This is a genomic window from Mannheimia kashgarensis, assembly GCF_041807705.1.
Classification (GTDB): domain Bacteria; phylum Pseudomonadota; class Gammaproteobacteria; order Enterobacterales; family Pasteurellaceae; genus Mannheimia.
The window spans coordinates 1-12,023 of the sequence record NZ_JBGTYY010000025.1 but is presented as its reverse complement, the minus strand read 5'-3'; the positions used below and the strand labels follow the sequence as shown (position 1 = coordinate 12,023).

General features: G+C 42.5%; 8 protein-coding genes and 1 pseudogene. 5 read left to right on the top strand and 4 right to left on the bottom strand.

Annotated features, from left to right (window positions below; all coding sequences use genetic code 11):
• Positions 1 to 153 precede the first annotated feature (153 nt).
• Positions 154 to 2,556: a penicillin-binding protein 1B gene (gene mrcB / locus ACERCF_RS09675; protein ID WP_373625459.1), complete on the bottom strand. Its 2,403-nt coding sequence runs from the start codon at positions 2,554 to 2,556 to the stop codon at positions 154 to 156.
• 126 nt (positions 2,557 to 2,682) lie between these two features.
• Positions 2,683 to 3,540, bottom strand: coding sequence for a 1,4-dihydroxy-2-naphthoyl-CoA synthase (gene menB, locus ACERCF_RS09670; protein WP_025218073.1), 858 nt, complete (start codon positions 3,538 to 3,540; stop codon positions 2,683 to 2,685).
• A gap of 185 nt (positions 3,541 to 3,725) precedes the next feature.
• On the opposite strand from menB, the gene ACERCF_RS09665 reads away from it, so the two are divergent.
• Entirely contained in the window at positions 3,726 to 6,731 is a 3,006-nt protein-coding gene (locus ACERCF_RS09665; protein WP_373625458.1) for a glycoside hydrolase family 2 TIM barrel-domain containing protein, read from the top strand.
• A 60-nt stretch (positions 6,732 to 6,791) separates the two neighbouring features.
• On the opposite strand, the gene ACERCF_RS09660 is transcribed toward ACERCF_RS09665, so the two are convergent.
• The gene (locus ACERCF_RS09660) at positions 6,792 to 8,153 is read right to left on the bottom strand and encodes a patatin-like phospholipase family protein (RefSeq protein ID WP_373625457.1); all 1,362 of its coding nucleotides are present in this window, start codon (positions 8,151 to 8,153) and stop codon (positions 6,792 to 6,794) included.
• Positions 8,154 to 8,350: 197 nt separating this feature from the next.
• Here ACERCF_RS09660 and ACERCF_RS09655 point away from each other — a divergent pair, with 197 nt between their 5' ends.
• Entirely contained in the window at positions 8,351 to 8,902 is a 552-nt protein-coding gene (locus tag ACERCF_RS09655) for an NADPH-dependent FMN reductase (RefSeq protein WP_373625456.1), read from the top strand.
• Between the two features lie 69 nt (positions 8,903 to 8,971).
• Here the strand turns inward: ACERCF_RS09655 and ACERCF_RS09650 are convergent, their stop codons facing one another.
• Positions 8,972 to 9,865: a LysR family transcriptional regulator gene (locus ACERCF_RS09650; protein WP_373625455.1), complete on the bottom strand. Its 894-nt coding sequence runs from the start codon at positions 9,863 to 9,865 to the stop codon at positions 8,972 to 8,974.
• 89 nt (positions 9,866 to 9,954) lie between these two features.
• Between ACERCF_RS09650 and ACERCF_RS09645 the strand changes: the two genes are divergently transcribed.
• The 3 genes and pseudogenes from ACERCF_RS09645 to ACERCF_RS09635 all read left to right on the top strand — a co-directional run.
• Positions 9,955 to 11,016 carry an NADH:flavin oxidoreductase/NADH oxidase gene (locus ACERCF_RS09645; protein ID WP_373625454.1) on the top strand — a complete coding sequence of 354 codons (1,062 nt, stop codon included), beginning with the start codon at positions 9,955 to 9,957 and terminating at the stop codon, positions 11,014 to 11,016.
• Between the two features lie 127 nt (positions 11,017 to 11,143).
• Entirely contained in the window at positions 11,144 to 11,803 is a 660-nt protein-coding gene (locus tag ACERCF_RS09640) for an NAD(P)H-dependent oxidoreductase (RefSeq protein ID WP_373625453.1), read from the top strand.
• A 154-nt stretch (positions 11,804 to 11,957) separates the two neighbouring features.
• Positions 11,958 to 12,023, top strand: a pseudogene (locus ACERCF_RS09635) (IS1595 family transposase); the annotation flags it as partial.

Sequence of the window (12,023 nt, the reverse complement as noted above, 5' to 3'; positions counted from 1 at the left end):
TTTATTGTTCAATTAAATTGCCTACCGCTTATTTAATTTGTGGTTATATTACTACTCAAATAGCAAAGTGGCAAATGGTTATAATATATACTTATCATAGGAGAAACTTATCATAACACACATCTTGAATGATAATAACTATCAAATTTATTCCTATTCTTTCGGGGCAACTTCTTCAATTGGAATAGATTGCTTATCTTCTGCCTCTTCAGCTTTCGGGTTTGAATTATTTTCTTTCTTCAATGAAAGAGCGTCCCATACACTTGGTTTCGTCGCAACGACTGTGCCTGCGCTGGTACAATAACGTTGCCCTTTATCACGCCATACTGGGATTTGCCTACCGCTATCGCAATTCCAACTACCGTAACTGTTAATCCCTACCCATTGCATCGTATCTAATTTTGGTAATTTATATGCCTGCGGTAAAGCTCGTTCAATATATTGCCTATAAACATATAACGCACCGCTTGAACCAGTTAGATTGGTATCGGTATTGTTATCTTTACCCAGCCATACAGTCGTAACGTGTTCACCATCAATGCCAACAAACCAAGTATCCCTTGCGTTATTGGTTGTCCCTGTTTTACCTGCCAATTTTAACTTGGCAAAGCCATTTTGCAGGCTTCGTGCCGTGCCTCGCTCAACCACTTGCTGCATCGCATACATCGTCTGCACCGCTGCTTCCGGCGGTAGTACTTGCTCACTCGCTTTGCTATTATCACGTTGATAGAACATCTCGCCATTATGGGAAATAATCGCTTCAATCGTAGTTAATGGTGTTTTTAACCCTTCATTTGCAATCACTTGGTAAGAGCGTGTTACATCATAGGGTGAAATCGAATAAGAGCCTAACAAGGTTGATGGATATGGCGGAATTTCAGCAGTATCCCAGCCCATCTCTTTTTGTTTGGCGATCACTTTCTTTAACCCCACTTTCATACCGATATTAACGGTTGGAATATTCAGTGAACGAACGAGAGCGTCCATAAACATTACCGAGCCGCTAAAACTGCGGTCATAATTTCGAGGTGTCCAATAGGTTGAGCCAACTTTAATTGAAATCTGTCTGTTCTGAATTGGCGTATTTAAGCGGAAAAGTTCCGGTTGAGCTAACGCAATCGCATAAATAGACGGCTTCACCAGAGAGCCGATCTGACGTTTAGACTGAATGGCACGGTTAAAGCCGGCAAATTGGGTTAAACGGTCGCCCACAATCGCTCTCACTTTACCTGTGCGATATTCCGCCACCACAATCGCAGATTGCAGATCGCTAACTTTCTTATTGTTCGCTTCTAAATCTTCTAGGCCATTAATCACCGCTTGTTCTGCTGAACGCTGCTGTTTGCGATCTAAGGTGGTGAAAATTTTCGTGCCGGAAAGTTGAGCCGCTTTCACTTCACCCAACTCATTTTTCAAATCACGGGTTAATGCCTGCATAAAGGCAGGCTGTTCACGGTAAATCGTGCCTTTTTCACGCACATTTAATGGGCGAGTGCTTAACAGATCATAAAGCTCTTGGTTAATCACTTGATGTTCAAGCAATAAACGCAACACCACATTACGGCGTTCGGTTGCACCTTGCGGATTTCGCCACGGATTATAAAGCGATGGGCCTTTTACCATACCCACTAATAAAGCGATTTGATCTAAGCTAATCTCTTGAATCGGGCGACCAAAATAGAATTGGCTTGCGAGTGCAAAGCCGTGAATTTGATAGCTACCATTTTGCCCTAAATAAATTTCGTTTAAATAGGTTTCTAAAATATGGTTTTTTTCATAGCGGAAATCCAAGATCACCGACATCAAGGCTTCATTGATCTTACGCACGAGCGATCTCTCATTAGTTAAAAACAAGTTTTTAACCAACTGCTGAGTTAAGGTACTACCCCCTTGCACCGTTCTGCCTGCCTGATAGTTTGTGACTAACGCACGGGCAATCCCAATCGGGCTGATACCATCGTGCTGATAAAAGCGGCGATCTTCGGTTAAAATCAGCGATTCAATCAACAAACGAGGATATTCTTGCAGTTTTAACGCTTGGCGTTCTTCATCGCTATCAGAATGCAGCATTGCCAACAGTTTTGGATCTAAACGAAACTCTTCGATCAACTTACCCTGCACAAGATCTTCGATGTACGTTAATTTGTCATCTTTAAAGGTTAAACGCAGCACACGCTGGGCTTCAGGCGTTTCAGGGAAAGGGAAAGCACGGCGGAGCAACACTAAACGATTTTCCTCAATTTTGAAATCGCCCGGTGTGGCAACCTGTGAAACTTGACGATAGCCGTTATCCAACAACACCTGTTTAGCTTGTTCAAGTGTTAAGCCATCTTCAATTTTAATGCTTTCAATGCGAGCATACACCTCAGCAGGCAATTCCCAAACCTGCCCGTCCATTTTGCTACGGATTTTACCGTCTAGGTAAATGCCGTAAAAAGCAACACTACAAGCCCCAATCAGGCCAAGTTTGAATAGGGTGGTAAGAATGTAGCTTCTCTTTTTCGGCTTACGTTCAGGCTCTTCTTGGTGATGTTCGTTTAACTCAACGTCTGACATAAAATTAACTGGTAGGTGCGAGTCCTGTGCCCACCCAATAAACAAAATTTCGGGCGGGCACAGGACCCGCCCCTACAGATATTGCAAAAACCTATAAAAATTTGACCGCTTGTATACTTGTATCAATTACGGATTACGGCGAAATTTGCTGAAATCTGGCTCACGTTTTTCGTTAAACGCATTACGCCCTTCTTGACCTTCTTCTGTCATATAGAACAACATCGTAGCGTTGCCCGCTAATTCTTGAAGACCTGCTTGCCCATCGCAATCTGCATTTAATGCGGCTTTTAAGCAACGTAAAGCGATTGGGCTGTTTTGTAGCATTTCACGACACCAACGCACGGTTTCTTTCTCTAAATCAGCATAAGGCACAACAGTGTTTACTAATCCCATATCTAACGCTTCTTGAGCATTGTATTGACGGCATAAGAACCAAATTTCACGGGCTTTTTTCTGACCAACAAGGCGAGCCATATAGCTTGCCCCCCAGCCGCCATCAAATGAACCCACTTTCGGACCTGTTTGACCGAATTTCGCATTATCCGCAGCAATGGTTAAATCACATAACATATGTAGAACGTGTCCACCACCGATGGCATAACCTGCCACCATTGCCACCACAGGTTTCGGACAAGTACGAATATCACGTTGAAAATCCAATACGTTTAAGTGATGCACACCGCTTTCATCTTTATAGCCGCCGTAGTCGCCACGCACTTTTTGGTCGCCACCTGCACAGAACGCATATTCGCCCTCACCTGTTAAAACGATCACGCCGATCTTTTCATCAAAACGAGCGTCAGAGAAGGCTTCGATCATCTCTTTTACCGTGTGAGGACGGAAAGCGTTACGCACTTCCGGGCGGTTAATAGTGATTTTTGCGATACCGTCTGTTGATTTGTGGTAACGAATATCGGTGTAGCCTTCGCTGTGGTCTACCCATTCCACCGGTGCATATAAAAATTCTTCGCTTGGATATAACATTGCTTAATTCCTTCAAAAAATAGTCAAAAAATTGATGTGATTATAGCGGAATTGGAGGGAAAAGAAAATTTGTCTACGATCCTTATTTTTTGTGATCCCCCTCACAATTCCACACATTACTCATTGCCCTATTTTATAACTGAATTAAGGTATTAACATTTATGTTTTTTGATAATGGGGCTTTTATGTCGTTACCGAATTACTACCAAGATCCAAATGTGCTACACATTAATCGCATTCCGCACCACGCTTATTTTATTCCATTTCAAAAAGGGCAAACGCCCAACCAATTAGCACGAGAAACATCAAAACACTTTACTTTGCTTAATGACGAGTGGGATTTTAATTTCTACAACAGCCCACACGATCTGCCAGATGATTTTCTCAACGCTACTTTCGCTCACAAAATTCCTGTGCCGTCTAACTGGCAAACAGAGGGCTTTGATGCTCATCAATACACCAACATCAATTACCCGATTCCGTTCGATCTGCCTTATGTACCGCACGATAATCCTTGCGGTGTTTATCAGCGTGAAATTGCGTTTGAGCCGAAAGCAGGTAAGCGTTATTTACTCAACTTTGAGGGGGTGGATTCCTGCTTGTTTGTGTATTTGAATGGCGACTTTGTTGGTTACGGGCAAATCAGCCACAGCACCAATGAATTTGAGATTACAAAGCACCTTAAGCAAGGTAAAAATAGCCTTGTGGTTGTGGTGCTGAAATGGTGCGATGGCAGTTATTTGGAAGATCAAGACAAATTCCGAATGTCGGGCATTTTCCGTGATCTGTACATTTTGGAACGTGAGAAAAATTACCTGCAAGATTTCTTTATTCAATATCAGCTTAGTGAAGATTTAACCCAAGCGAATTTGAGCGTAGAAACCCTATTTTCCAACCAGCCCGAAGACGTGCATTTTCAACTGTTTGATCCACAAGGCAACCTCGTTTGCGAGCAAACAAGCGGTCATTTTTTTGCAGAAATTTGCAACTTAGCGTTATGGAATGCGGAAGAGCCGCAACTCTACACGTTATGCTTGAGCTACCAAAATGAAATCATCGAGCAGAAAATTGGCTTCCGCCAAATTCGGGTGGAAAATGGCGTGCTGTTATTTAACAACAAACCGATTAAATTCAAAGGGGTAAACCGCCACGACTCCGACCCCGTAACCGGCTATGCCATCAGCCGTGAGCAAGCATTAATCGATTTACGGTTGATGAAAGAGCATAACATTAACGCCATTCGTACCGCTCATTATCCAAATTCCCCTTGGTTTACCGAGCTGTGCGATCAACTGGGCTTTTATGTGATTGCCGAAAGCGATATTGAATCGCACGGCTCGAGTGCAGTTTATATTGAAAGCCCTGAAAACAGCATTTTCCTCAACGTACCAAACCCGAATAAACAGGAAGAAATCCGCCAACAAGCGGTCGATAATTTCTGTTATTTTGCAAGAGATCCTGATTTTAAAGCAGCAATTTTAGATCGCAACATCGCCAATGTGGAGCGAGATAAAAACCGCACTTCTGTAATTATTTGGTCTTTAGGGAATGAGTCGGGTTTTGGCGAGAATTTTGAAGCGGCGGCTCGCTGGGTAAAAGAGCGAGACGCGAGCCGTTTAACCCATTATGAAGGCTCAATCTATCAGCATTCCGCTTATCAAAACGATTTATCGAACTTAGATTTATACAGCGAAATGTACCCTAGCACCGAAAGATTAGACGAATACTTTGCCGACCCAGCAAATCGCAAGCCGTTTATTCTGTGCGAATATTCACACGCAATGGGCAATTCCAACGGCGATATGGAAGATTATTGGCAAACTTTCCAGCAATATTCAGGAGCGTGCGGTGGTTTTGTGTGGGAATGGTGCGATCACGCCCCACTTCTGCCAAATTCTGATAAATACGGCTACGGTGGCGATTTTGGCGAAACCTTGCACGATAGCAATTTCTGTATGGACGGCTTAGTTTCACAACACCGCATTCCGCACAGTAATTTGCTTGAAGTGAAAAATGTCAATCGCCCTGTACGAGCAGAGTTAAAAGCGGGCAAAATCTGGCTGAAAAATCAGTTAGATTTTACCAATCTTGCCGATTACCTTACCGTTCATTACACGTTCAGTGAAAATGGCGAAACCACTCAGCAGGGGCAGTTATTGGTAAATTGTGAACCAAATCAGACCGCTTGTTTAGCCCTAGATTTACCTCAACCAAACGACAAGTTGCAGCTTTTAACCCTTGATTATCGCTTGAATGACAGCACGGCATTATTGGCAAAAGAGCATCATTTAGGATTTGATCAAATTATATTAAATGACAAAACGGTCAAACCTGCATTAAAAGCACGCCCACAAGCGGTCATTTTTGTGCAAAATTTTGCAAATGAATGGCAGATCCAAAATGGCGAATACCGTTACACTTTCGATAAACGCAAAGGGATTTTTAAATCCATTGAAAAAAATGAAGAGCCGATTATCGAGCAACCGCTTGATTTCAATCTCTGGCGAGCCCCAATCGATAACGACCGCTTAATCCGAGAATTTTGGCAAAAAGCGGGTTACGATAAATGCTACACCCGAGCTTACCATTCAGAGCTTACCCAAGATGAAAACGGCGTTACTATTGTGGCGGAATGTGGCATTGTAGCAACGGCACAAAGCCGAATTTTAACGCTGGAAGTGGTTTATCGTATTTCGCTCACGGGAGAAATTAAAATCAGCGTTAAAGCCAAACGCCCAGCCCATTTGCCATTTTTACCTCGTTTTGGGCTGCGTTTCTTCCTCAACAAAACCGATAACCAAGTGGAATATTTTGGTTATGGCGAGCGAGAAAGTTATATTGATAAACACCATTTAGCGAAGCTCGGCATTTATCAAATCAATGCGAGAGAAAACCATACGGATTATCTCAAACCGCAAGAAAACGGCAGCCATTTCGGCACGCATTATGTGAAAGCAAAAGATCTCGCTATTGTGGCGGAGCAGCCGTTTAGCTTTAACCTCTCGCCTTATACGCAAGAGGAATTAACCTCAAAAACCCATAGCTATGATTTGCAAGAAAGCCGTTCAACGATATTGTGTGTGGATTACAAAATGAGTGGTATCGGCTCAAATTCATGTGGCCCGAGCTTGAAAGAACAGTATCGGCTAAATGAAACAGCCTTTGAATGGGAAGTGAAAGTTATATTGTAACGTTACTATGAGGGGCAAATTGCAATTTGCCCCTTCGATCTTTTCTGATAACAATATGTCTTATTGTAAAGCATTCACCGCTTTTTTATAGACCTCCGATTGTTCTAATAAAATGCGAGCTGATTCGCGCAATTTATCAATATCTTTCTCTGGCAAATAAAAAGAAGTTGGAATGTTCAGTACCTCTTTTTTCAACTGACCATCAGGCAGCTCTTTTAAGCCCAAATTAACAAAAAACATCTCAATTTTGGCTTGCTGTCCGTTGGCATATTCATTCCAACTATCGCTAAATTGGCTATAGCGTTGGAGATTAATTTGTGTAGTGCTATCAATGGGAACATTGATAATCGTATTAACCACATCTTTCAAGCCGGGAACATTCGCAGATTTATCAATTTCACTTGATACTTCATTTTGAGCATTCACGTTAATCACAACAACATTTTTGACACCCAGCTCGCCAGCTCGTTTATACATATCTTCAATGCCGATAGTATCTGAAGCATCTAGCACAGAAGCTAAACCTAAATTATCTGTTAGTCCGCCATCAACTAAATGGATAAATGGGCGTTCTTTGCTATCTTGGTAAAAACTCAGGGTATGTTCTGTTTCTTCAATTTGCTTGGTGGTTAAACCATCAACTACTTTCTCTTGCTCAATAAAAGCTTTAGGCAAGTTGAAATTGCAATTCCCACCATTGTTATTGAGTGTGAGTGGGGCAAAAATCAGCGGAACAGAACTTGAAGCCGCTACTGCTCGAGCAATTTCTAAATCATTTAAGTTAAGGCAAAGTCCGTCAAAGGTTTCTTGAGTAAAAGTCAGTTGCTGACCGATATTCATATCCGTTGCACTGATGACTGCAAACGGTCCTTTACGATTTCTCACTAAATCACCAAATTTTTTGCCTTTATAAAGGGTTAAATTAAAACGTTCTTGCAGTAGATCTCCTCGCCCAAATTGAGGCGAGCTCAAACGAGGCAAATTGGAAAGTGAAAATACTTCGGTAAGAATACCTTTCTGGAAATTTGATTTTAAAAAGTTATTCGCAAACTTAGGGATAATCGCTTTCCCTTCCAACGCAAAATAAGTGGCTAATACCGAACCGCCAGACACACCAAAGGTCATATCAATATTATCGAATAATGTGTCCCCTTTCTCCGTGCCTTTCATTTTGGCTTTTTGCAATTCCTCCAACACACCATAGCCAAGTGCTGCCGCCCGTGTGCCACCACCTGAAAACATTACCATAATAATGTTGCCATCTTTAGCACCTTCTTTTAAAACGTTCTTTTGGCGGTATCCGCTCTCAAGATTAACCTGTTTAATGGTATCCACAGGTTTATAAGTAACCAAACTACAGGCAGATAATGTTGTTATTACAGCTAACATTGAAATAGATTTTATTTTCTTTAAAACTGACATAAAGACCTCTACACTAATCCCTATAAATTATAATGTTTTTTAATGCTAGCGTTAATGCAAGCGGTCAAAATTAGCTAAAAATTTGCAATATTATTTATTATGAGTAAAGAGTAACTTTCACTAGATAGGCTTTATTCTATAAACAGAAAGGGATAGAATAGCCAAAAATTTAGTTACTCTTTTAAGGAATTTATAAAATGGCAAAACAAATTGCAGTATTAATTGGCAGCAACAGCAAAACTTCATTTAGCAAATTAACAGTTCGCCACTTACAAAAAATGGCACCGGCAAGCATTCAATTGAACATTGTTGAAATTGCAGATTTACCCCTTTATGACCGTGATTTAGACGAAAACAGTCCGGCACAATATACCCGTGTGCGTGAAGCGGTGGCAAATGCAGACGGTGTTTTATTCGTTACCCCTGAGCACAACGCAGGCATTTCAGCAATGTTAAAAAATGCAATTGACGTTGTTTCTCGCCCAATGGGTGAAAGCAAATGGCTTGGTAAACCGGCTGGTATTGTAACTGTAGGTGCAAGTGCAGGCGGCGGTGTGCGTGTAGCAGATCAAATCCGTGCTATTACCTCTGGTGCATTCGTGAATATGCCTACTCTACCCTTTGCATTAAATGTAGGTAACCTATTCGGAGGCGTATTTGCAGAAGATGGTGAAATTGCAAATGAGGCATTAAAAGGCTCAATGCAGGGCTTTATTAATGCTTATGCTGATTTTGTAGAGAAATTTTAATCTTTTAACAATGAAAGCCGTTTATCGCCAAAAAGGTAAGCGGCTTTTTAGTACATAAAATAAAAAGACCTATCGCATTACATCTTTCAAAATATCCCTTAGCCAACGATGAGCAATATCTTGCTCGGTTCGTTCATGCCACGCCATCATCATCGTAAAACCTTCCACCTCAATAGGCGGTGCTTGCAAATGCACGTTTGGTAAAGTTTTGGCTAAATGTTCAGGCAACACAGCCACTAAATCTGAGCCTTGTAACAGTTGTGGCAGAAGTGAAATATGATTCACCGAAACCATTACCCTGCGTTGTTTGCCCAATTTTTGCAAGGCGATATCTGTTGCCCCACTAAATTCACCGCCGTTGTAAGAAAGCATTGCAAAAGGCAGATCACAAAACTGTTCTAAGGTGAGTTTTTTATTGGCAAGAGAATGGGTATGGCTCATTGCACAGAGATAACGTTCTTCATACAGCACCGTTCTTGGCATATCTGCACTTAAATGTTGCTGGCTCACCAATGCTAAATCAATTTTATTCTGCTCAAACAGCGTTTTAATATTCTGTCCTTGTACAGGCAATAGTGCCACCTGCACATTCGGCGCAAGGCGACGAAGACGCAAAATCAACGGTAGAGCGATAATTTGCTGCACATAATCCATTGCGGCAATACGGAGTGTCATTGTCAGTTTTTCCGGCTCTAACTTCGGTGGTTGTAGCATTGTGTTAATTTCTTGCAAAATTTTTCGAGCCGTCTGCCCTAGTTGCAATGCCCGTTCGGTAGGCTGCATACCGTGTTGAACCCTAACAAATAGCGGATCGTTAAAGCTCTCCCGTAGCCGATTTAAAATCCCACTCATTGCAGGCTGGGTAACCGAAAGACGCTTCGCCGCACGGCTTACATTGCATTCATCCAGCAAAATCACAAAGGCTTTGAGCAAATTCAGATCTAACGTTCTTATATCATTCATTCTTATACCTTAATATCAAAATAATCAATTTGAAATGATAATATGATTTCACTACCATATCATCTGTTTTTTCATAGGAACCCTTAGATATGGCAAAATTTAGAAAATTATTTACCCCGTTTAAGATTAAAAACCTTGAACTCAAAAACCGTGTGGTAATGCCGCCAATGTGCCAATATTCCGCCACAGACGGCGTGCCGAATGATTGGCATTTTGTGCATTACACTTCTCGTGCGATTGGCGGTGTTGGGCTAATTATTGTTGAGATGACCAATGTCGCAGCCAACGGTCGCATTACCCCAAACTGCTTGGGGCTTTGGAATGATGAGCAAGAGGCTCAATTTAAACGCATTGTGGACAGCGTGCATTCACACGGCTCAAAAATCGGCATTCAAATCGCCCACGCAGGGCGTAAAGCCCAAGATGAGCCGAATGCCGTTGCCCCAAGTGCGATTCACTATGGCGAGCTGGATTATGCGGGGCAAAATCTAATTACCCCTCGTGAATTAACCACAGAAGAAGTTAAAGAGTTGGTGGTTGCTTTCCAAAACTCGGTAAAACGAGCAGTAGCGGCAGGTTTTGATACCATTGAACTACACGCTGCTCACGGCTACCTAATCCACCAATTCTATTCACCAAAATCCAATAAACGTACAGACGAATACGGCAAAGACCCAATGCTATTTGGTGAGCAAGTGATTAAAGCCGCCAAAGAAGTAATGCCAGCGAATATGCCTCTGATCGTGCGTATCTCTGCACAAGAGTACGGCAAAGACGGCTTTGACAGCGATTATGGTGTTGAAGTAGCTAAACGCTTTGCGGCGGCTGGGGCTGATGTGCTTGATGTCAGTGGCGGCGGCGATGGCGTACTGCACGCAGGCAACCACCCAGAGTTCTACGCAGGCTACCAAGTTTACCTTGCAGAAAAAGTGAAAAAAGCGACCACTTTACCGGTAATTGCAGTGGGTATGCTGGACAATCCGGAAGTTGCCGACCACGTGTTAGGCGTAGAGAGTGCGGACTTAGTCGCCATCGGACGAGCATTACTGCGTGATCCGTACTGGGCATTAAACGCTCAATACAACCAAAACGCCGCCAACAGCTCAGAAATGCAATTTGTCCCAATGCAATATCAGCGTGGGTTTATTTAAAGCCACTATTTTCTTCCCCCATCGGGGAAAGTGGTTGAGCAAAGCGAAACCAAAGGGGGTAATCTCTTCCCTGATCCGCCTGGCGGTACTTCACCCCGAGAGGGAAAGAAAGATTTAGGAGAAACCGATGAATTTTTTCAACAAAGAAGACGTGCTAAACGCATTCCACTACCGAGCTTCTACCCGTTCTTATGATGGTAGCAAGAAAATTCCGGCCGACGATTTTAACTATATTTTAGAATTAGGTCGCCTAAGCCCAAGTTCGGTGGGTTCTGAGCCGTGGCAGTTTATCGTGCTACAAAACCCAGAGCTTCGCCAAGCAATCAAGCCATATTGTTGGGGAATTCCAACGATGGAAACTTCAAGCCATATCGTAGTGATTTTAGCGAAGAAAAACGCCCGTTACGACACTGAGTTTATGATCGAGTCTATGCGTCGCCGCCAAGTAACCGAAGAGCAGCTACCTGCGGTGATTGAAAAATACCGCACTTTCCAAGAAAGCGACAGCAAGGTGCTTGAAAGCGAGCGTTCGCTGTTCGACTGGTGTAGTAAACAGACCTACCTTGCCCTTGCCAATATGATGACTGGTGCAGCGTTGATCGGCGTGGATTCTTGCCCTATTGAGGGATTCGACTACGATAAAGTGAACGAAATCCTGTCTGAAGCTGGTTTATTCGACCCAGCAGAGTGGGGAATTTCGGTGATGTGTACCTTCGGCTACCGTAACAAAGAGATCCGCAAAAAACTGCGTAAATCGTTCGATGAAGTGGTGAAGTTTGTCGAGTAATCGATCTGCAAAAAATTTAGGAAGAATGACCGCTTTCTGATGAAAGGAAAGCGGTTTTTTCTTATTCATCACTCGTTATCTGTATCATAGAATGTTAAAATAAGGGGCTGTCCTAGATAACGACTAAAACTTCCATTTAGGTTAAGATAACCTTATGAGAAAAAGTCGTCTAAGTCAGTACAAACAACATAAACTCATAGAGCTGTTTGTAGCAGGCGTA

Bases quoted from the DNA above. Each gene is read 5' to 3' on its own strand.
- mrcB (WP_373625459.1), bottom strand. From the start codon at position 2,556: ATGTCAGACGTTGAGTTAAACGAACATCACCAAGAAGAGCCTGAACGT.
- menB (WP_025218073.1), bottom strand. From the start codon at position 3,540: ATGTTATATCCAAGCGAAGAATTTTTATATGCACCGGTGGAATGGGTA.
- ACERCF_RS09665 (WP_373625458.1), top strand. From the start codon at position 3,726: ATGTCGTTACCGAATTACTACCAAGATCCAAATGTGCTACACATTAAT.
- ACERCF_RS09660 (WP_373625457.1), bottom strand. From the start codon at position 8,153: ATGTCAGTTTTAAAGAAAATAAAATCTATTTCAATGTTAGCTGTAATA.
- ACERCF_RS09655 (WP_373625456.1), top strand. From the start codon at position 8,351: ATGGCAAAACAAATTGCAGTATTAATTGGCAGCAACAGCAAAACTTCA.
- ACERCF_RS09650 (WP_373625455.1), bottom strand. From the start codon at position 9,865: ATGAATGATATAAGAACGTTAGATCTGAATTTGCTCAAAGCCTTTGTG.
- ACERCF_RS09645 (WP_373625454.1), top strand. From the start codon at position 9,955: ATGGCAAAATTTAGAAAATTATTTACCCCGTTTAAGATTAAAAACCTT.
- ACERCF_RS09640 (WP_373625453.1), top strand. From the start codon at position 11,144: ATGAATTTTTTCAACAAAGAAGACGTGCTAAACGCATTCCACTACCGA.